This is a genomic window from Micromonospora rhizosphaerae, from assembly GCF_900091465.1.
Classification (GTDB): Bacteria; Actinomycetota; Actinomycetes; order Mycobacteriales; family Micromonosporaceae; genus Micromonospora; species Micromonospora rhizosphaerae.
Map to the genome: position 1 here is coordinate 4,113,733 of NZ_FMHV01000002.1, position 18,929 is coordinate 4,132,661.

At 70.6% G+C, this 18,929-nt stretch carries 18 protein-coding genes and 1 pseudogene; 11 read left to right on the forward strand and 8 right to left on the reverse strand.

The genetic code is table 11. The annotated features are described in order from the left end of the window. Positions 1 to 81: 81 nt before the first annotated feature. Positions 82 to 789: an anti-sigma factor family protein gene (locus tag GA0070624_RS19295; protein ID WP_091343034.1), complete on the reverse strand. Its 708-nt coding sequence runs from the start codon at positions 787 to 789 to the stop codon at positions 82 to 84. Next, positions 782 to 1,330, reverse strand: a complete 549-nt coding sequence (locus GA0070624_RS19300) for an RNA polymerase sigma factor (protein WP_218105209.1) — start codon at positions 1,328 to 1,330, stop codon at positions 782 to 784. The genes GA0070624_RS19295 and GA0070624_RS19300 overlap by 8 nt, the downstream gene beginning before the upstream one ends. Positions 1,331 to 1,413: 83 nt before the next feature. On the opposite strand from GA0070624_RS19300, the gene GA0070624_RS19305 reads away from it, so the two are divergent. From GA0070624_RS19305 to GA0070624_RS19315, 3 genes are read left to right on the forward strand one after another with little or no spacing between them, the layout of a single operon-like run. After that, entirely contained in the window at positions 1,414 to 1,869 is a 456-nt protein-coding gene (locus GA0070624_RS19305; protein ID WP_141715084.1) for a hypothetical protein, read from the forward strand. Positions 1,870 to 1,873: 4 nt separating this feature from the next. Further along, positions 1,874 to 2,536, forward strand: a complete 663-nt coding sequence (locus GA0070624_RS19310) for a cytochrome b/b6 domain-containing protein (RefSeq protein ID WP_091343037.1) — start codon at positions 1,874 to 1,876, stop codon at positions 2,534 to 2,536. Continuing rightward, positions 2,526 to 2,729, forward strand: a complete 204-nt coding sequence (locus GA0070624_RS19315) for an anti-sigma factor (protein ID WP_091343039.1) — start codon at positions 2,526 to 2,528, stop codon at positions 2,727 to 2,729. The genes GA0070624_RS19310 and GA0070624_RS19315 overlap by 11 nt, the downstream gene beginning before the upstream one ends. 26 nt (positions 2,730 to 2,755) lie before the next feature. On the opposite strand, the gene GA0070624_RS19320 is transcribed toward GA0070624_RS19315, so the two are convergent. Continuing rightward, positions 2,756 to 4,066 (reverse strand): cytochrome P450, encoded by a 1,311-nt coding sequence (locus GA0070624_RS19320; RefSeq protein WP_091343041.1) that lies wholly within the window; start codon positions 4,064 to 4,066, stop codon positions 2,756 to 2,758. Between the two features lie 186 nt (positions 4,067 to 4,252). Between GA0070624_RS19320 and GA0070624_RS19325 the strand changes: the two genes are divergently transcribed. Further along, on the forward strand, positions 4,253 to 6,913 hold the full coding sequence (locus GA0070624_RS19325; RefSeq protein WP_218105210.1) for a glucosidase family protein: 2,661 nt from the start codon (positions 4,253 to 4,255) through the stop codon (positions 6,911 to 6,913). Between the two features lie 142 nt (positions 6,914 to 7,055). On the opposite strand, the gene GA0070624_RS19330 is transcribed toward GA0070624_RS19325, so the two are convergent. Together GA0070624_RS19330 and GA0070624_RS19335 are read right to left on the reverse strand one after the other, a co-directional pair. Beyond that, the gene (locus tag GA0070624_RS19330; protein ID WP_091343044.1) at positions 7,056 to 7,472 is read right to left on the reverse strand and encodes a hypothetical protein; all 417 of its coding nucleotides are present in this window, start codon (positions 7,470 to 7,472) and stop codon (positions 7,056 to 7,058) included. 153 nt (positions 7,473 to 7,625) lie between these two features. Next, a complete protein-coding gene (locus GA0070624_RS19335) occupies positions 7,626 to 8,201 on the reverse strand; it encodes an ArsR/SmtB family transcription factor (protein ID WP_091343046.1) in 576 nt (191 codons plus the stop codon). 48 nt (positions 8,202 to 8,249) lie between these two features. Here GA0070624_RS19335 and GA0070624_RS19340 point away from each other — a divergent pair, with 48 nt between their 5' ends. Together GA0070624_RS19340 and GA0070624_RS19345 are read left to right on the forward strand one after the other, a co-directional pair. Next, complete coding sequence (locus tag GA0070624_RS19340; RefSeq protein ID WP_141715085.1) at positions 8,250 to 8,696, forward strand: hypothetical protein; 447 nt, start codon at positions 8,250 to 8,252, stop codon at positions 8,694 to 8,696. A 2-nt stretch (positions 8,697 to 8,698) separates the two neighbouring features. After that, entirely contained in the window at positions 8,699 to 9,733 is a 1,035-nt protein-coding gene (locus GA0070624_RS19345) for an aldo/keto reductase (RefSeq protein ID WP_091343050.1), read from the forward strand. A gap of 194 nt (positions 9,734 to 9,927) precedes the next feature. Here GA0070624_RS19345 and GA0070624_RS19350 read toward each other — a convergent pair whose 3' ends face one another. From GA0070624_RS19350 to GA0070624_RS36450, 3 genes are all read right to left on the reverse strand, one after another. Further along, entirely contained in the window at positions 9,928 to 10,875 is a 948-nt protein-coding gene (locus GA0070624_RS19350) for a sugar phosphate isomerase/epimerase family protein (RefSeq protein WP_091343052.1), read from the reverse strand. 21 nt (positions 10,876 to 10,896) lie between these two features. Beyond that, positions 10,897 to 13,008 (reverse strand): PQQ-dependent sugar dehydrogenase, encoded by a 2,112-nt coding sequence (locus GA0070624_RS19355; protein WP_091343054.1) that lies wholly within the window; start codon positions 13,006 to 13,008, stop codon positions 10,897 to 10,899. A 242-nt stretch (positions 13,009 to 13,250) separates the two neighbouring features. Beyond that, the gene (locus GA0070624_RS36450; protein WP_281180988.1) at positions 13,251 to 13,385 is read right to left on the reverse strand and encodes a hypothetical protein; all 135 of its coding nucleotides are present in this window, start codon (positions 13,383 to 13,385) and stop codon (positions 13,251 to 13,253) included. Positions 13,386 to 13,561: 176 nt separating this feature from the next. Here GA0070624_RS36450 and GA0070624_RS19360 point away from each other — a divergent pair, with 176 nt between their 5' ends. The 5 genes and pseudogenes from GA0070624_RS19360 (at position 13,562) to GA0070624_RS19380 (ending at position 18,923) form a co-directional block, all read left to right on the forward strand. Continuing rightward, positions 13,562 to 14,785 carry an acyltransferase family protein gene (locus GA0070624_RS19360; RefSeq protein WP_176731779.1) on the forward strand — a complete coding sequence of 408 codons (1,224 nt, stop codon included), beginning with the start codon at positions 13,562 to 13,564 and terminating at the stop codon, positions 14,783 to 14,785. 88 nt (positions 14,786 to 14,873) lie between these two features. Next, a complete protein-coding gene (locus tag GA0070624_RS19365) occupies positions 14,874 to 15,749 on the forward strand; it encodes an AAA family ATPase (protein ID WP_091343059.1) in 876 nt (291 codons plus the stop codon). Between the two features lies 1 nt (position 15,750). Continuing rightward, on the forward strand, positions 15,751 to 16,854 hold the full coding sequence (locus GA0070624_RS19370; RefSeq protein WP_245718883.1) for a vWA domain-containing protein: 1,104 nt from the start codon (positions 15,751 to 15,753) through the stop codon (positions 16,852 to 16,854). Positions 16,855 to 16,894: 40 nt separating this feature from the next. Further along, positions 16,895 to 17,511 (forward strand): annotated as a pseudogene (locus GA0070624_RS19375) (IS607 family transposase). Continuing rightward, on the forward strand, positions 17,508 to 18,923 hold the full coding sequence (locus tag GA0070624_RS19380) for an RNA-guided endonuclease TnpB family protein (RefSeq protein WP_091343060.1): 1,416 nt from the start codon (positions 17,508 to 17,510) through the stop codon (positions 18,921 to 18,923). The pseudogene GA0070624_RS19375 and the gene GA0070624_RS19380 overlap by 4 nt, the downstream one beginning before the upstream one ends. The last annotated feature ends 6 nt before the right edge of the window (positions 18,924 to 18,929 follow it).

Below are 18,929 nucleotides of genomic sequence, written 5' to 3' on the forward strand. Positions count from 1 at the left end.
GCAGCTTCAGCTGCCGGGCCCTTCTCTGCAGTAGGAACCACCCGGCGGTGCGCGACGAGCCGGCCGACCATGCGTTGCGGCCTAGCGTCTCGACAGGGTGCCGCTCAGCATGGCGTCGGCCGACTGGAGGCGGATCTGGCTGACCTCGGCGACCGCCAGCCGGAGCCGGTACCCGAAGGTTCCCGTGCGGTTGACGACCTGGCAGGTGCCGATCGCGTGCGTGGCGCCGGCACGGTCAACGGCGAGGACCGCGTACGCGCCGTCGGCCGGCGCGGCGGTCACGGTGACCAACAGCCAGGACGGGTTCCCCTGGTAGAGGAAGACGGTGCCGGCCGGTCGTGCGTCGGCAGTGGTCAGGGCGGTTGCCTTGAGGTACCGACCGTTGGCAACGGCGAGCGTCCGCCGGTACTGGTCAGCGAGGCGCCGGTCCTCCGCGGTCCGCGACTGGATGAACAGCGCCCCGCCGGCAGCGGCGAGCAGCAGGCAGACCGCGAACGCCAGGGCCGCCACGACTCGCCGACGGGCCAGGAGCCGCCGCCGGGGTGGCGGCGCGGGAGCCGCGTGCAGCCGGGCGAGGACGCGGCTCTCGAACCGCGGCGGGGGATCAACGGGAGGCGCGAGCAGCAGGACGGCATCGGCCGTCGCGGTCAACTGGCTGAGTTCTCGGCGGCAGTCGTGGCAGCGCGAGACGTGGGCCAGTGCCCAAGCTCGATCATCCCCGGCGGCCGCACCGGTGGCGAGCTCCGGGAGCAGGTCGTGCACGTCGCGACACTGCGGCAGCTCACTCATCACGTACCTCGAAATGGTCGCGCAGCCGGGACATGCCCAGCCTGATCCTCGTCTTGACGGTGCCAAGCGGTAGGCCCTGCCGCTCGGCGATCTCCTTCGCGGTGAGTCCGTGAAAGATCGCCAGGACGACGGCGGTGGCCTGTTCGGGCGGCAGCGCGCGCAGGGCGACGCGGATGCGGTCGGCGTCGGCCACCTCGTCCGTCGGTTCGCTGGTGTCATTTCCGGCGGCGGTGAGCAGTGCCAGCATCACCTCCGGCTCGTAGGGGCGATCGCGGCGTAGCCGGATCGCGTCGATCGCCGCGTTCCGGGTGATGGACAAGAGCCACGGCAGCACGGCGCCACGGCGGGGATCGTAGCCGCCGGCGTACCGCCAGGCCCGCACAAACGCCTCCTGGGCGACGTCCTCGGCCGTGGCCGTGGCCCCGACGACACTCACCGCCAGGCCGAAGACCCGGGCCTGGAAGCGGCGGACGAAGCTGGCCGTGGCCTGCGGGTCGCGGGCCGCCATCCCGGCGACCAGCGCCTCGTCACTGACACCCACATTCAGTACTACGCACGACAGGCCGGTCCGGGATCTCTCCTGCGCGATAAATCCCGGACCGGGTCGACGCAGGTATTACTGGTATGAGACTCAAGATCGCAACAGCCGTGGCAATGCTGGCCACGCTGGCCGCGTGCACCGGGACGAACGGCGCAGCCGGGGGCGACGGCGGCAAGCTGTCCGTCATCGTCGTCGAGCCCGTCAGCGGCGCCACCGTGTCCAACCCGTTCACCGTCAAGATCGACAGCAGCGTGCCGCTCGGCCCCACCGAGTCCGGCCAGCACCACGTACACATCTGGTTCGACGACAACGAATCCGATTACGTCATCGTCGAGTCGGACACCACCCAGATCACGGACGCGCCCTCCGGGCAGCACACGATGCACGTGTCGCTGCGCAACGCCAACCATTCCCCGGCCGGGGCCGAGGCCACCACTCCGATCAGCGTCGGGAGCGGCGGCGGGCCGGCGCCCTCGCCGAGCGCCGGCGGCGATGGCGCGCCGCCCACGTCCTCTGACACCGGCCCGTACAGCTACTGACCGCATGGCAAGCGACCCAGGCACCGTTCGGCGTTACTCCCGCGCCACGCGGTGGTTTCACGCACTCACCTATCTCACCGTGCTGGTCCTGCTGGGTACCGGCTGGTGGCTGGTCGCCGGGCGGGAGGGGCAGCCCAGTGCTGCCGCCCGGCTGACCGGCGTCGCCGACACCAGCCTGCACCGGTATGCCGGCTGGGTGCTGACGGCACTGGCCGCCGGTGCGGTGACGCTGGGGCTACGGGCAACCCGCACGTTCGTCCGCGAGTCGCTCCGCTACGACCACGGGGATCTGAGGTGGTTCGCCCGCTGGCCGGGCGCACTCGTGACCGGCCGGTTCGCCCGGCACGAGGGCCATTTCGACCCGGGCCAGCGCGTCGCGAACCTGCTGATGGTCGGGCTGTTCACCGCCCTGATCGGCAGCGGCATCGGGTTGATGCTGGTCGCCGGCGGCCTCTGGTTCGTCTGGCTCCAGCGGGTGCACCGTTGGGCGACGTACCTCATCACGCCGGTCGTCATCGGACACATCGTCATCGCTGCCGGCCTGCCGCCCGGGTACCGCGGCGTGGCCCGAGCCATGCACCTCGGTGGCCGTCTGCCGCTACGTGTCGCTGAGCGGGTCTGGCCGGGCTGGCTCGAGCAGCAACGCGGAGTACACCATGACAGCTGAGCCGCCGTGCCCGTTCACAACTTCCGTCGCCTCCCTGCTCATCGGCGCCCTCGGCCCGCTCGAGCGGCAGGAACTCGAAGCCCACCTGCGGCGGTGCGCGATGTGCCTGGAGGAACTCATCCTCCTCGCGCCGCTGCCCGGCCTCCTGCACCGAGCCGTGCCGCCTGGTTTGTGCTCCCGACGCGATCCGTGATCGACGGCATCGAACCGTCCGGCGTTTCAGCGCGGGGTGAACCGGACCGGGAGGCGCTTGAGGCCGTTCTGGAAGTTCGAACGCAGTCGTACGGCCTCGCCGGCGGGCTCGACGGCGGCGAAGCGGTCGAGCACGGCGGCGAACATGGCCTTCATCTGGTGCCGTCCGAGGGCTGCCCCGAGGCAGAAGTGCGGGCCGTGGCCGAAGGCGAGATGGTCGTTGGGGGAGCGGCCGACGTCGAACGCCTCCGGGCTGGGGAAGGCGCGCGGGTCGCGGTTGGCGCTGGCGAAGTAGACCACCACCTTGTCACCGGCCTTGATGTCGACGCCGCCAAGCGTCGTGTCGATGGTGGTCGTACGCCGGAAGTGGACGACCGGGGTCCACCAGCGCAGCATCTCCTCGACGGCCGTGCCCAGCAGCGTGCGGTCCTTGTCCAGCCGTTCCCACTGGTCGGCATGGGCGAGCAGGGCGGCCATGCCGCCGGGGATGCCGTTGCGCAGCGTTTCGTTGCCGGCCACGGCGAAAAGCCAGAAGAGGTTCTCGAACTCCTCGACGCTGACCCGGCCGTCCTCGTCGTCGACCTGCTGCAGCAGGATCGACATGATGTCCTCGCCCGGGTTGCGCCGTTTTTGGGCGGCGAACTCGTGGGCGTAGGCGTACAGGTCGGGGATGCCGGCGCGGGTGCGCGGGTCGGGCATCCGGCCGTCGCCGTCCGGCTTGGGGCGTACGGCGAGGGCGGCCTGGGCCATCGGGGTGGTCGACACCATCGTGGCGGCCAGATCGCTGGTCGAGTACTCGGGGTCCTGGTAGCCGATGACCCGGTTGGCCCAGTCGAAGAGCAGGTAGCGGTCGGAGCCGGGTACGCCGAGAACATCGGCCAGCGTGCACAGCGGCAGGTCGGCGGCGACCTTGACGAAGTCGGTCACGCCATCGTCGGGCACGGCCGCGACGAGTTCCCGGGCCCGCGCGTTGATGCGGTCCTGCAGGGCGGCGACCGCGCGGGGGGTGAAGGCCCGCGCGAGCAGGCGGCGCAGCCGGGAGTGCACGGGCGGGTCCATGTTGAGCATCATCTGGCGGACGTAGGCCAGGTCGGCCGGGGTGGCGGGGTCGCGGATCTGGGTGGCGCCCAGGTACGAGCTGAACACCTTCGGATTGCGCAGCACCGCCTTGACGTCGGCGTGCCGCCACACCGCCCAGAAACCCGGGCCGGCCGACCACGGCCCGACGGCGGTCCCCTCCACCCAGGACACCGGCGCCGCCTCACGCAGGCGCGCGAACTCCTCGTACGGCACGCGCCGCGTGTAGGTGTCCGGGTCGAAGATGACGCCGCTGTCCACGGGGCCTCCGCCGGGTCGGCAGTCTGCGGGAGGTGCGAGCCTAACGGTGCGCCTTAACCAAGGGGTAGTCCCTGAAGGGGTACGGTCGCCGGATTGCCCACTCGGCGATGTCGATGTCGGGTTGCGCCGCAACTGTGCCTGTAACAGGCTGAGCGGGACTCGTCAGCGCACCCCGAGGGGGACTGCATGATCGACTCCGTACGCCGGACCAGCCCGCCCGGGAAACACCCGCGGGCCCGGGCCGCCGCCATCGCGCTCGCCACCGGTAGCGCTCTCGCGTTATGTGTCACCGCCGCACCGGCATCGGCCGCGCGCACCGCCCTCGCCCCGAGCGGCGATGTCGTCGCCACCGGCAGCGGCGGCGCGGAACTGTCTGAGAAGACGCAGTTGAGCAATCGGCGCTTCGTCGTCACGGGCGACCGCGCCTACGAGGTCGGCGCGGCGGACGGCACGTACCCCGGCACCGGCTGGCACATCCGTGGCGAGATGGGCGGCTTCTGGTCGCCACCGATCAAGCTGCTCGATGGTCTGTGGTTCGCCGTCGACGGCAAGTGGTTGAAGACCACCACATTCACCAGCGGCGAGGGCTACACCCGGATGGACATGGCGGCCGGCAACGGCGCCACGGTCCGGCGACTCGACGTGGTACCCGACGACGGCCGGGCCACGCTGGTCGGCCTGAACCTCCCCGGCGCGGCGGGCGGCGGCACCTCGCAGGTGAAGCTGACCGTCCACGCGCACTCTGAACTGTTGTCCGCGTACCCGTGGGGCTGGGCGACGCCGAGCCAGGCGCAGTTCAACCTGCCGGACTCCGGCTCCTTCGACGGGAACAATCTGGTGTTCCGTGACAACGGCACCCCGCCGGTGCCCGGCGCGCCGACCCACGACTGGGCGGCGATGGTCGGCAGCACGCTGACGCCCTCGGCCGCCACCCTCGGTCCCGGGTTCCGGGGACCCCAGGGCGACGTCGTCTGCGGCGACCCCCAGCCGGCCGTCTGCGACGACGGACCGTACGGCAAGGGCACCGGCGGCGAGTTGACGTACCCGGTGACCGTGCCGGCCGGTGGCCGCACCGTGTGGTTCGCGGTCGCCGGCTCCGACGCGGGCCCGAGCCAGGCACAGGCCGAGTTGACGCAGGCCCTGCGCGACCCGGCGGGCGCCGCCGCCGCGAAGTTGGCCGCGCGGCAGAAGATCGCGGCGCAGAGCAGGGTGGACCTGCCGGGCGACCCGATGCTGGCGCGCAGCGTCGAGTGGTCCAAGCAGAACGTGGCGGACTCGGTACAGGAATCCCGCAACCTGCGGGTGTTCCCCAGCAGCGAGGGCCGGCAGTACCCGCCGCCGTCCGGTACGGTAGCGGTGGCCCGGTGGCTGGGCGCCGGCTGGCCGGACTACCCGTGGCTGTTCGCCACGGACGGGGAGTACAGCGCTTTCCCCGCCGTGGCGGCAGGGCAGTTCGACGCCGTCAAGAGCCACCTGACGGCGCTGCGCGACGTCAGCGACATCGCCAACCACCGCTCCGGCAAGGTGGTCCACGAGGTCACCCCGGACGGCCAGGTGTACTACGGCGCCAACGCCGACCCCGGAAACACCGACGAGACGGTGAAGTTCCCCAGCGCGGTCGCGCTGGTGTGGCGGTGGACCGGCGACAACGCCTTCCGCGACCAGATGTACGACTTCGCGGTGCGCAACATGCGCTACGCCGTGGCGCTGGACGCCGACGGCGACGGCTGGCCGGAGGGCTCCGGCAACGTGGAGCGCGCCGGCATGGGCCAGGAGAAGCTCGACGTCGCGGTGTACACCATCCGCGGCCTGCTCGACCTGGCCGACCTGGCCGCCGCCAAGCACGACGCCGCCACGGCCGCCTGGGCCACCGAGCAGGCACGACAACGCCTGAAGATCTTCGAGAAGACCTGGTGGTACGGGGGCGACGCCAAGGGCTATGCCGACTCGCTGTCCGACCCGGGCAACGTCAAACTGTTCCAGCGTTACTGGACCGGCGTCACGCCGATGGAGGCCGTGCTGCCCGGCTCGCCCGGTCGGTCGGGTGGACCCGGCCAGGTCGCCGGACCGCCCGTTCCGGGGCACCCGCTCGCGGCCACCGACCACGCCGACACCGGGCTGGCCCAGCGGGAACGCGACTGCTACACCGGCGAGTTCGGCCTGTACCACACCGGCACCGGACCGACCAGCGACCCGGCCGGCAACAAGGGGCCGTCCTGCGACAGCGTGGTCTCCTCGGTGCAGTCCGAGCGGACCGTCTTCACGCTGGGCGCCGCGGTCATGGCGGTGGCGGAGGGCAACTACGGCCGGCTGGCCCAGCAGCGGCACTACACGAACGCCAACGCGCGCACCCAACTCGACCCGACCGTGTGGGAGATGCCCGGTGCCATGCCCGAGATCTCTCCGTCGCCCGACTTCGGGTCGAACATGGAGCGCGACTTCCTCAGCCGATCCAGCGTGCTGCAGACCTGGGGTTCGTACGGCACCCTCTGGCCAGTGATCAACCAGCAACTCGGCGTCGCCCCGGACATCGGGCGGGGCCAGTTGGCGGTGGTGCCACAGTTGCCGTCCGGCCAGCACCGCATCTCCGGCAGCAACATCAGGGTCGGTACGGGGCACGTGGACGTGGCCGAGACGCGCAGCGGTTCGACGCTGCAGGTCACGGTGGACGCCGCCGTGCCGTGCCAGCTGACCCTCGGCGCGGTGCTGCCGTCCGGCGCGACCGTGGCCAACGTCCAGCTCGACGGGCACAAGGCCGATTACCGCACCGTGCAGACCGGCCGCGGCATCGAGGTGGTCGTCCAGACCAGCAGCGGGGCGCACACTCTGACCATCACGCTGAAGTAGTGCGGCGGCCGCCCGGTCGCAACGGGGCTCGGCCGTCCGCCGTGAAAGCAAAAGGTGGCCGCGCCGGTCGGGTGTTCCGACCGGCGCGGCCATCCGCATGGTCAGTCACGGACAGGTGCACCCGGGCGTGGGCCGCTGCCGATCATGCAGCCTGGCCGGCTCGCCGCTCCAGCCAGTAGCCGCACAGGGCCAGCCCGATGACGGTGTCCTGGGCGACCAGCGAGGCTGGCAGCCCGAGCAGCCGGATCGGCGGGCGGCCCTCCGCGTAGGGCGAGGTGCCCGCGACGGCCAGGGTGAGGTTCGAGGGCCCGTAACGGAGCAGCGGCACCAGGGCGGCGACGGTGGTGGCGAGCCGACGCTCGGCACCGGACGTCCGGGTCAGCAGCGCCAGCATGAGCAGGGCGTCGAGCGTCGCACTCACCACCTCTGTCGTACCGTGCCAGCGGGCGTGCGGCCCGTAGCCCGGCCCGAAGGTGTGGCCGCGGTTCCAGTCGGCCGCCCAGTGCCCGAGCGCCATGGCGGCGGCGCTTGCGAGCAGCAGATACCGGCCCGGCCGCATCCGCCTCATCGGTCCCGGCAGGTGGGCTCCGGATCCAGTACGCCGGTGCACCCTGCCGTCTCGCCCAGCTTGGCCAGGACCGGTCCCATGTATGGCTCGGCCATGCATGCGCTCTTCCCGCAAGGCTGCGGCGGAAACCCGTGCGGCCGCATCTCAAGGCTCCGTGGGGAATGCGTGAACGAAGGCGAGAACGGTGTGTCGTTCCAGCCCGTCTTCGGGGATTTGGCGGCGCCGCCAGCCGAGTAGGAGCTCGTCGATCTGCTGCCCGAGTTCGGCGAGTTCGTCCGGGGTCAGCCGGAGCCAGACGTGGCCTGCGTAGGCGACCTCGTCCCAGGGTTGCTCTGCGGTCTCCAGGAACTCCCGCGCGCGCTCGCACTGTCGCTGAAGCAGGGCGCCCTCGGCGGACGTCGCGGCGGCCTGAGCCGTCGGCTGGTCGCGGAACTGGCCGATCGTCCAGCGCATTCCGCGCGTGACGAGCTGCCATCGGCGCTCTCGGCGGTCCGTGGCGGCTGCTGGCGCGGGAGCGACCAGCCCTGCCTCGACGAGCACTTTGAGGTGGTGCGACACGCTGCCGGTCGCCAGACCCATCGACCGCGCCAGCGCCGTGGTTGTCGATGGCCCATACACGGCCAGGGCGTCCATCAGCCGCGCACGGTCCGGGTGGGCGAGAGCGGTCAGGGCGCGCACATCGTCGATTTGCCGGATATCCCCCGGTTCACCATCACGCATGAGTCGAGTATACAACTAGATTTGCGCAAATCTGCTTGCGAGCCTAGAGTGGCGGGCATGCCCCGTCTCCCTCACGCCTTCCGGATCTTCTGGCTCGGCAAAGCCGTCAGCCTGTTGGGGACGGCGACCACCGCGACGCTGCTGTCGATGCTTGCGGCGACCGAGCTGGATGCCGGTCCCGGCTGGATGGGCGTCCTGGCGGCGGCGAGCTGGTCGCCCTGGCTGATCCTCGCTCAGGCGGTGTCCGCTGCGGTCGGCGTGCTTCTCGACGCGATCAGCTTCCTCGTTTCGGCGGTCTGCCTGGCACGGGCGCGCCTCGCGCCCCGCCCGCCCGATGATGCCGTGGCCATGCCCGAAGAGTCCCTCGTCCAGAGAATCCGAGCCGGTGTCGGCGTCGTCGCGCGCGACCCGTTCGGCCCGCTCAAGGGCCGGCACGACCTCCCCGCACCGCCACCCCGGCCCTCGCGGCCTCTCGAAAGGAGCATTCCCGCATGACGATGAGCTACGCGCCGCTCGGGCGCACCGGAATGACCGTGTCCCGCTTCACGCTCGGGGCGATGATGTTCGGCGCCGCCGGCAACCCGGACCACGACGACTGCATCCGGATCATCCACACCGCCCTCGATCGGGGCATCAACTTCATCGACACCGCCGACATGTACTCAGCCGGCGAGTCCGAGTCGATCGTCGGGAAGGCCCTCCGCGGCCGCCGTGACCAGGTCATCCTCGCCACGAAGGGACACTTCGCCCTTGAGGAGGGCCTGAACAGAGGCGGCAACTCGCGACGCCATCTGCTCCACGCCGTCGACGCCAGCCTGACGCGGCTCGGCACCGACTACGTCGACCTCTACCAGGTGCATCGCCCCGATTGGGACACCGACCTCGAGGAGACCCTCGGCGTGCTCACCGACCTGGTCCGGGCGGGCAAGATTAGGACGTTCGGATGCTCCACGTTCCCCGCGCACGAGATCGTCGAGTCCCACCGGGTCGCCGACGCCCGCGGCCTGATGCGGTTTCGCACCGAACAGCCGCCCTACAGTCTGCTGGCCCGCGGCATCGAACGCGACGTGCTCCCGGTCGCCGAGAAGTGGGGCATGGGCGTGCTCACCTGGAGCCCGCTGGGCTTCGGCTTTCTCACCGGCCGCTACCGCCGCGGCATCAAGGCCGGAGCCGAGGGGAGGGCCGCCCTTCGGCCCGCCTGGTTCGATCCCGCCGATCCGGTCGTCGCGCGCAAGCTCGACGTCGTTGAGCAGCTCGTGGAGGTGGCCGACAAGCTCGGCGTTCCGCTGCCCGCGCTGGCGACGGCATTTCCGCTCGCGCACCGCGCCGTCACCTCGGTCATCATTGGACCCCGCACGCTCGAACAACTCGAATCCACGCTCGAACACGCCGACCTCGTACTCGACGATGACGTGCTTGACCGGCTCGATGCGATCGTCCCGCCCGGCACCGACGTGTACGACCCGAACGGCGCCGCCAACCCGCCGTGGATCGTGGATGCGAAGCAGCGACGGCGAGTCGTACGACGCTAGGTCCTGCCTCGGGGATCGGCGCGCGCTCAGAGGTGGAGAGAACGACATCGACGCCTTCGTCGCCTGCTTCACCGACGACGCGCGCCCTGGACATCCGGCCATAGGTCGTGGCTTGCCGAACACCAGGGCCGACGGTTCTGCCACGTCGGCAGCCGCCGGCCCTGGTGTCGATCAGCCCTTACCTCCTGGGTTCCTCAGAACCGCAGCTTGCGCAGGTAGCGGTAGCCGACCTCGGCCGTCTGCTGCGGTGTCACATCGGGGGTGTCGTTCTCGACGATGTACTCGAGCACCGAGTGCTCGTTGAAGATCCGGGCGAAATCGATCATCCCGGTGCCCAGGTCGGCCATGTCGCCGTTGGACTCGTGCCGGTCCTTGACGTGGTACTGCAGCACTCGCTGCGGCGCGGAGCGGATGACGTCCAGCGTGAAGCCCTCGGGGTCGGCCACCCCGTCGCCGGAGTTGATGCCGCCGGTGACGGCCCAGTAGATGTCGACCTCCAGGTGCACGAGCGTGGGATCGAGCTCCGCGGTCAACACGTCCCAGGGGCGCTTGCCACCGCCGAGGTCGATGGTGAACTCGTGGGCGTGGTTGTGGTAGCCGTAGCGCAGGCCGGCCGCGGCCGCCGCTGCAGCTTCCACGTTCATCTGTTCCGCCCAGCGCTTCCAGTCGTCCTCGCGCTCGGAGTACAGGTACGGCACCACCATGAACGACTGGCCCAGGGTGACCGCGTTCTGGATCTTCTCCTCCAGGGCGGCGGCGTCACCGCTGATCCCGTCGTGGCTGGAGCTGGCCCTGATGCCGATGCCGTCCAGGAACTGGCGCAGCTGGGCAGCGGTGCGCCCGAAGTAGCCGAGCGCCAGCTCCACGCGCGGGTAGCCGATCTGGGCGAGGTGAGTGAGGGTCGCGTCGTACCCCGGGGCACCCCAGAGCGCGTCGCGTACCGTCCACAGCTGAATGCTGATCAGGCCCGGGGGCACCTGCTGCCTCCCGGTGGTACGGGTGGTAGCAGCCGCAGCCGTCGCGCCGATCCCCGACGACGCGAGCCCGACACCGGCGAGCACCGCCAGTGAGCCGCGCAGCAGGCTCCGTCGGTCAACGAGGGATTGCCGCAGCGCGGCCTCTCCGTCGTATCCGTAACACATGGTGACTCCTTCTTGGTGGATCTACGCGGTGGGGACCAGGACGACCTGGTCCGTTCCGGTCAGGGAGGGCAGACCATTCCCACCGGCGTCGGTGTAGGACGCGACGAACACGGCGGTCAGGTTGTCGTTCGCCGGGTCGTGGCCGGACGGCACCGTCGTCTGGATCGAGCCGGTGCAGCCGTTGGCGGTGGTCTGCGGGTGGCCGTGCGTGTCGTGGCCGAGAACGTACGTGACGCTGACCCGGGAGCAGTCCACGGGCTGGTCGTCGGTCACCCGCACCTCGAACTGCACGGTGTCGCCGAACTTGAACGGCTGGCCCGCGACCGGCTTGACCAGCTCCACCACGGGCTGGGCGTTGCCGACCACGACCCGGACCGATGCGGCGGCCGACAGGCCTCCGGGGTCGCTCACGTTGAGCGTGGCGTGGTAGAGGCCGTTCTTCTGGTACGTGAACGTCGGGTTCGCCGCGCGCGAGTCGACCTTGCCGTCGTTGTCGAAGTCCCACGCGTACGACAGCCGGTCGCCGTCGTAGTCCGTGGTGCCGTCGCTGGAGAAGGTGACGGTCAGCGGCGTGAGCCCATTGGTGGGCGTGGCCGAAACCTGGGGCACCGGGGTGTGGTTGCCCTTCCAGCCGATGTAGTCGATCCGGGCCAGCTGCGCGTCCGGGTTCTCGCTGAAGAAACCGTCGCCGTACTCGAGCACGTACAGCGCGCCGTCCGGGCCGAACTCCAGGTCCATCGGGTTGTCGAAGGTGAACGAGGGGAGCACCGGCTCGATCCCGCTCAGGCTGCCGCTGCCGTTCAGCCGGAAGCTTTTCACGTAGTCCCGGGTCCACTCGTGGAACAGCGGCATGCCGTCGTAGTACGCGGGCCACGCCACCGGGGCGCGTCCCCGCGTCGTGGGAGAGACGAACCGGTACGCCGGCCCGGCCATCGGTCCGATGCCGCCGGTGCCCAGCTCCGGGAACTGCGCCGAGGGGCCGTAGCCGTACCACACGTCCGGCTGCTCCACCGGTGGCAGTTCTCGCAGCCCGGTGTTGTGCGGTGACTCGTTGATCGGCGCGGAGCAGTTGAACGTCGCCCCGGACTGGCCGGTGGCGAAGTCGTAGTCGACGTATGGCAGCTGCGCGGTGGCGCAGTAGGGCCATCCGTAGTTGCCGGCCTTGCGGACGGCGGCCCACTTGCCCTGCCCGGCCGGCCCGCGCAGCGGATCGGCCTGGCCCGCGTCCGGCGAGTAGTCGGCGACGTACAGCTCGTCGGTCTTGCGGTTCAGCTCGATCCGGAACGGGTTGCGCAGGCCCATCAGGTAGATCTCGGGCCGGGTGCCGGTCGTGCCCTCCGGGAAGAGGTTCCCGTTCGGGATCGTGTACCCGCCGTTCTCGCCCACCTTGATGCGCAGGATCTTGCCGCGCAGGTCGTTGGTGTTGGCCGCCGTGCGCTGCGCGTCGTACGCCGGGTTGCGGCCGGGGCGCTCGTCGATGGGCGCGTAGCCGCCGGATTCGAACGGGTTCGTGTCGTCACCGGTGGACAGGTACAGGTTGCCCTTGGCGTCGAAGACGATGTCCCCGCCGACGTGGCAGCAGATGCCCCGGTCGACCGGCACGTCGATGATCTGCTGCTCGGTGGAGAGGTCCAGCTTGTCCTTGACCAGCCGGAACCGGGAGAGCCGAATCGCTCCCTTGAACCGCTCGAAGTCGGCAGCCGTGCCCCAGGCCGGCGCGTCGCCCTCGTTGACGTTCGGAGTCGACGGGTCGTCGACCGGGGTGTTCATCGGCGGGGAGTAGTACAGATAGACCCAGTTGTTTCCGGCCTTGCCGAAGTTGGGGTCGATCGCGACGTTCTGCAGGCCCTCTTCGTCGTGCCGGTAGACGTCCAGGGTCGCGGCGACGGTGTTGCGGCCCGTAGCCGGGTCGTGCAACCAGACCTCACCCGGGCGGGTCACGTGCAGCACCCGGCTGTCGGGCAGCACGGCGAGGTCCATCGGCTCGCCCGGGTGGTCGTTGAGGGTCACCTTTTGGAAGTCCGTCTCCGGGGGCGCGCTTGTCGTGCCGGGCGCGGCGATCGAGACGGTTGGCGTGGCGACAAGCGCGGTGGTCGTCAGGCCCGCTACGGCGAGCGCGAGTCGTCTTTTCATCTGCCTCTCCTTCACGAAGGACTGATCGGGGCAGGTCGGGGACGTACGGCTGCTTCCTCCTCTGTGGGCGGTGTGGGTTTTGGGCACGGCTGAGTAGCCCGTCGCGCGGGGACGCGCCGACCGCGGCGCCGACCAGTCCGGTCTGCGCATGTGTGCGGTCAGCTACACAGGTTGCCGAGGCGTCGTAGCTGCGAATGGGGGACGGGGGAAGGATCTTGAGGGTAGGGGGCGGGTGTGTTGAGTCAGGTGTTGACCGGCTGCCAGCAGCCGTTGCTGCGCGCCGATGTCTCGACTGCGCTCCAGACGGGCGGGCCGTCCGGGGCCGTCGTCGAGGGGCTAACCGGGTGTCGGGCCACCTCGACGAAGCACATCGTCATGCGGCCGACGCTACAAAAGACATGTCGATAAGTCCATAGCTTTTGCCGGGAGAAGGCCGAACTTTCCTCTAGCTTGACGAAAGTGGAGCCGGCGGGCATGGGCAGCGGTCATGCGGCCAATGTTTTGGGCCAAGGGACCCATCGATGCCTTGGTCCGCGCCGGAGAGAATCGACATATGTCCACGGTCGTCCAGGCCCGAGGCTCACAGCGCCTGCCTCAGATCGACAACCTCAAGACCGCCATGGTCGCGTGGATCATCGCCGGGCACGCCCTGCTCGGCTATACGTCGATCGGCGGCTGGCCGTACGACGAGGTCAACGAGGTCACGTTCGATCCTCGATCAGAGTGGGTACTGGCGATCGTGATCGGTCCGTCCGCACTCTTCGTCGTCGGCACATTCTTCTTCCTGGCCGGGCTGTTCTCGCCCGCCGCCGTTGCTGGCAAGGGCCCGGCACGGTTCGCGGGCGACCGGATCCTGCGGCTCGGTGTGCCGTTCCTGTGTTACATGGGATTGATCTGGCCGCTGTTCATGTGGGCTGCCTACCGTGCGGCGGGCTACCGCGTGTCGTACTGGTGGGCCTTCACGCATCGCCAGCCCTTGCTGGATTCCGGCCCGCTGTGGTTCGCCGAGGTGCTGCTGTACTTCTCGCTCGCATACGCGGCGTGGAGCTGGGCCACTACCCGGCTGAGTCGCCAACCTCGTCCGGCGCCCAAACCGTGGGGCGGTGGCCACCTGGTTGCGCTCGCCGTCGCCGTCGTGGTCACCTCGTTCGTGATCCGGCTGTGGTTCCCCGCCCGGAGCACGCAGATCCTGGATCTGCACCTGTGGCAGTGGCCGCAATCCCTCGCGATGTTCGGGTTGGGCGTCGTGGTCGCGCGTCACGGGTGGATCGGCGAGGTGCCGGAGGGCGTGCGGCACGCCTGCGGCCTCGCCGTGGTGGTCACGCTGGCCGTCGTGCCGGTGCTGGCTGTCGCACTGGGTGTGTCGAGTCTCGCCGAAGCTGCCACCCCGTTCCTCGGCGGCTGGCATTGGCAGGCGCTGCTGCTGGCCAGCGTGGAGGCCTGCCTGGTGGTTGCGGGATCGGTGTGGGCGCTCGGCACGGCGCAGCGCCGCCTACTGACCAGCAGCCGGCTCTTGATGGCCTGCGGCCGCGCCGCGTACGCCGCATTCGCCCTGCAGGGACCCGTCCTGCTGACCTTGGCGATCGCGGCCCGGCCGCTACCCCTGCCGGCCGAGGCCAAGGCCCTCGTCGTGGGAGCGCTCGCCGTTCCGGCCTGCTTCTGGATCGGTTGGCTGATCATCGAGGGCACTCGGCGAGGATCACGGCGGAGACGCGGTGCGCCGAGCGGTGAAGCGCACGTGCCCGGCCTGCTGCACCGAGCGATGCCGCCTGGCTAGTCCCCCGATGCGACCCGCGACCGACGGCATAGAAAGCCGGGTGGGCCCGACAGGTAGCCGGGGCGGCCGCGCCGCGCCATAGTGGGGCATGGCCGCACCCGAGTCGCCGGAAGCACTCGTAACTGCCCTCTCCCGCGCCGGCTACCTCGCCGACACCGGGCTGGCCATCGCGGGGTTCCTCGCGGCGCGGCTGCACCGGCCGGTTTTCCTGGAAGGTGACGCAGGCGTCGGCAAGACAGCCTTCGCCGTGGCGCTGGCGGCGGCGACCGGTGTCGAGCTGATCCGGCTGCAGTGCTACGAGGGGCTCGACGCGGCCCAGGCGCTCTACGACTGGGACTTCCCGCGGCAGATCCTGCACCTGCGCACCGCGGAGGCGGCCGGCGTCACCGACGCGTCGAGCCTCGAGACCAGCCTCTACGACCGCCGGTTCCTGCTCGCCCGGCCGCTGCTGCGGGCGCTGGAGGCGGCGCCGTGCGTGCTGCTCATCGACGAGATCGACCGAGCCGACGACGAGTTCGAGGCGTACCTGTTGGAACTGCTCGCCGACTGGGCGGTGAGCATTCCCGAGCTGGGCCGGGTGGCCGCCACCACGCCGCCGACCACCGTCATCACCTCGAACCGGACGCGTGAGGTGCACGACGCGCTCAAGCGCCGCTGCCTCTATCACTGGGTCGATCACCCCGATCCGGACCGGGAAGCGGCGATCTTGCGGACCCGACTGCCCGACGTGTCGCGCCGGCTCACCACCCAGGTGGCGGAGGCGGTCGCCCGGCTACGCAGGCTCGACCTCGTCAAGCCGCCAGGCGTGGCCGAGGCCATCGACTGGGCCTCGGCCCTGCAGGCCCTCGGGGCGGACCAGCTCACCGCCCCGCTGGCCGACGCGACGCTCGGCGCGGCGGTCAAGGTCCGCGAAGACCTCGACCGGGTACGGCCGCGCCTGGCGGCGCTGGTGGGCGAGGCCTGACATGGCGGGCGACGCGGCGCTCATGATCGTCGACTTCGCCGGTGCGGTGCGCCGCGCCGGCGTACCGGCCAGCCCCGACCGCGTCCAGGCCCTCGCCGCGGCCGTCGACGCGCTCGGGCCGACCGGGCTCTACTGGGCCGGCCGGCTGACCCTGTGCGGCACCGTCGACGACATCGCCCGCTACGACACGGCCTACCGTGCGTGGCTCTCCGGCCGGCAGGTCCGGCCGGCGCGCACCGTGCCCGTCGGCCCGCCCCGCCGGTACGTCGTTCCGTTCGGGCTGGATGGTGCCCGCCGAGGGGATGTCGGTAAGGCGGCGACCACGCCGGTGGCGACCCGGGCCAGCGACCACGAGCTGCTGCGTCATCGCGACCTCGCCGACCTGTCCGCCGCGGACCGTGCGGAGGCGCGTCGGCTCGTTGCCCTGCTACGCCCGGCGACGCCGCTGCGGCGGGCGCGGCGGTACCGACCCGCAGGCGCCGGCCGGATCGACCCGCCCCGGAGTCTGGCGGCTCTGCGCCGTTCGCTCGGCGAGCCCGCGCTGCTCGCCCACCGCCGCCGTCGGCATCGGCCGCGTCGGCTGGTGCTGCTGGTTGACGTCTCCGGCTCCATGGCGCCGTACGCCGATGCCTTGCTGCGTTTCGCGCACGCCGCGGTCCACTGCCGGCCCGCCGCGACGGAGGTCTTCACCATCGGCACCCGGCTCACCCGGGTGACCCGGGCGCTGCGCCACCCCGACCCGGGCGCCGCGCTCGCGGCGGCGGGCGCCGCGATTCCGGACTGGAGCGGAGGCACCCGGCTGGGTGACTCACTCGGCGTGTTCGTCCGCCGGTACGCCCATCCGGGGCTCGCTCGCCGCGCGGTGGTCGTCGTCTTCAGCGACGGTTGGGAGCGCGGCGACCCGGCGCCGCTGGCCGATGCGACCGCCCGGCTGCGCCGCCTCGCTCACCGGGTGGTGTGGGTCAGCCCGCACCGTGGTCGGCCCGGATTCGCTCCCACCGCGGGCGGGCTGGCCGCCGTCCTGCCCAACGTCGATGATCTCGTTGCCGGCCACAGCCTGGCGGCCCTGTCCGAACTCGCCGACACCATCGGGAGCAGTGACTAGTTGTCGGCTTTTTCTTCATATCTATCTATGCTTGCCTGTTGTGGGTAGCGTCTATCGGATCGGTGAGTTTGCCAAGCGGGTGGGCCGCTCGGTGAGTACGGCGCGCCGGTGGGAGGCGGAGGGCCGGATCTCGGCCCGGCGTCTGCCGTGCGGGCAGCGTTTCTTCGACGACTCCGACGTGCGCACGGTGCTGCGGCCTGGCTTCGATACCGGGCGGCGGAAGGTCGTGGTTTACTGCGGGTCTCGTCACCGGGCCAGAAAGCCGACCTGGCCTCGCAGGCCGCGTCGATGCAGCAGCTCCGTCTGGCACGCGGCCTCGCGGTGGATGAGTGGGTCAGCGAGGTCGGCTGCGGGATGAACCTGCGCCGCGAGAAGTTCCTGCCGCTGATGGACGCGGTCGACCGGGGGGAGGTCGCCACGCGCGTGGTGGCGCACAAGGATCGGCTGGCCCCGTTCGGCTTCGACTTCCTAGAGCACGTGGCGGCGCGCGGCGGCTGCGAGATCGCCGTGGCCAATCAGGAGGCGTGGTCCCCGCAGCAGGATCTGGTCGAGGACCTGCTGGCGATCGTGCAAACCTTCTCGTGTCGGCTGTACGGGCTGCGGCGCTATGACAAGGAACTCAAAAGGGCGGGTCTGACCGCGGAGGGCGACCGGTGAAGGTTACCCGGATCGCTTACTCGGCCCGCCTGAACCCGGGCAAGTACGCGGCGTTGCTGGAGCAGGCTCGCCGGTTGGGCCGGGTCCGCAGCGAGGTGTGGCAGCGGTACGGCTCGATCGGCGGTGTCGGGTCCGGGTTGAGGGACCGGCAGGTGCGGGACCGGTGGCTGGCTGACGGCACGCACGTGCGGTTTGGTGTGCTGGCGAATGCGTGGAAGGAAACCGTCCGCGACGCGATGGCGGACATCGGGGCGAACCTGGCGTCGGCCAAGGTCGAGGTGCGTCGGGCTATTATCCGGCGTACGGGCGATCCGGGCGAGCGGAAGCGGATGTTCACCGCGCTGAAGGCCGACCAGTGGGCCGACGATCCGTTCCTGGCTCGGCAGATGCGCAAACAGTGGAAGCGTGGGAAGAACCGCACGCACGATCAGATCGTGGTGCGCGCTGACCAGCACAACACCGTCGTGGACGGGCGGGGCCTGTTGTGGCTGGCGGTTCCCGGTCTGCAACGCCGCCAGATGGTCAAGATTCCGCTGTCCACGACGGTGGCCCCGACTGGCACGCTGCGGCTGATTCTGCGCGGCGGCCGGGTGGAGGTGCACTACCAGATCGACGCGTCGCAGCTGCGGTCGTCGCAGCGGCCGTGCGGCGATGCGACGGTCGGCGTGGACAAGGGCTACACCGAAGCCCTGACCGACTCCGACGGCCAGCGACACGGCGTTCGGCTCGGCAGGCTCCTGACCACAGAGTCGGACCGGTTGAAGGAACGCAACCGGCGTCGGGCGAGGCTGCGCTCGATAGCGAACAACGCCGCTCGTCGTGGTGACCACGCGAAAGCGCAACGGATCACGGTAAACAACCTTGGGACCTTCAAACGGGACCGGCAGGCCGCCCGCCACCGCGCCCGGGTGCGCGCGGAGATCTTCACCGCCGTGCACCGGGTCGTCGACAAGGCCGCCACCGTGGTCGCCGAGGACCTCACCACCAGCTTCGCCGGGCGCAAGAGGCTCGGCAGGAACGTCAACCGGCGCCTCGCCGCCTGGACCAAAGGGGTCACCGCCGAGGCCCTAACAAACGTGTCGGAGCGCAGAGGTTCTGCGCTCGTTCACGTCAACGCCGCCTACACCTCACAAACCTGTCATCGGTGCGCCGGCTTGGGTCGCCGTAGTGGGGACCGGTTTCACTGCACCTGGTGCGGGGTGGTGTGGCAGGCCGACGTGAACGCCGCGATCAACATCCTGCAGCGAGCCGGCGACCCCGACATCGCCCTGCACACCCCGCACCGCGCGGTGAGGCAGATCCTGCAGGACAGGACCGATCGCCACCGGACCAGACTGCCGGTCCAGGACTCCAGCCCGGCCACCACCGAGCGGAGAGCGAACCATCCGAACCGCTCAGCGATGAGCAACTAGTAGGAA

What these genes read in the sequence shown, in the direction of transcription:
- GA0070624_RS19295 (WP_091343034.1), bottom strand. Translation starts at nt 789, where the DNA reads ATGAGTGAGCTGCCGCAGTGTCGCGACGTGCACGACCTGCTCCCGGAG.
- GA0070624_RS19305 (WP_141715084.1), top strand. Translation starts at nt 1,414, where the DNA reads ATGAGACTCAAGATCGCAACAGCCGTGGCAATGCTGGCCACGCTGGCC.
- GA0070624_RS19310 (WP_091343037.1), top strand. Translation starts at nt 1,874, where the DNA reads ATGGCAAGCGACCCAGGCACCGTTCGGCGTTACTCCCGCGCCACGCGG.
- GA0070624_RS19315 (WP_091343039.1), top strand. Translation starts at nt 2,526, where the DNA reads ATGACAGCTGAGCCGCCGTGCCCGTTCACAACTTCCGTCGCCTCCCTG.
- GA0070624_RS19325 (WP_218105210.1), top strand. Translation starts at nt 4,253, where the DNA reads ATGATCGACTCCGTACGCCGGACCAGCCCGCCCGGGAAACACCCGCGG.
- GA0070624_RS19330 (WP_091343044.1), bottom strand. Translation starts at nt 7,472, where the DNA reads ATGCGGCCGGGCCGGTATCTGCTGCTCGCAAGCGCCGCCGCCATGGCG.
- GA0070624_RS19335 (WP_091343046.1), bottom strand. Translation starts at nt 8,201, where the DNA reads ATGCGTGATGGTGAACCGGGGGATATCCGGCAAATCGACGATGTGCGC.
- GA0070624_RS19345 (WP_091343050.1), top strand. Translation starts at nt 8,699, where the DNA reads ATGAGCTACGCGCCGCTCGGGCGCACCGGAATGACCGTGTCCCGCTTC.
- GA0070624_RS19350 (WP_091343052.1), bottom strand. Translation starts at nt 10,875, where the DNA reads ATGTGTTACGGATACGACGGAGAGGCCGCGCTGCGGCAATCCCTCGTT.
- GA0070624_RS19355 (WP_091343054.1), bottom strand. Translation starts at nt 13,008, where the DNA reads ATGAAAAGACGACTCGCGCTCGCCGTAGCGGGCCTGACGACCACCGCG.
- GA0070624_RS36450 (WP_281180988.1), bottom strand. Translation starts at nt 13,385, where the DNA reads ATGACGATGTGCTTCGTCGAGGTGGCCCGACACCCGGTTAGCCCCTCG.
- GA0070624_RS19360 (WP_176731779.1), top strand. Translation starts at nt 13,562, where the DNA reads ATGTCCACGGTCGTCCAGGCCCGAGGCTCACAGCGCCTGCCTCAGATC.
- GA0070624_RS19365 (WP_091343059.1), top strand. Translation starts at nt 14,874, where the DNA reads ATGGCCGCACCCGAGTCGCCGGAAGCACTCGTAACTGCCCTCTCCCGC.
- GA0070624_RS19370 (WP_245718883.1), top strand. Translation starts at nt 15,751, where the DNA reads ATGGCGGGCGACGCGGCGCTCATGATCGTCGACTTCGCCGGTGCGGTG.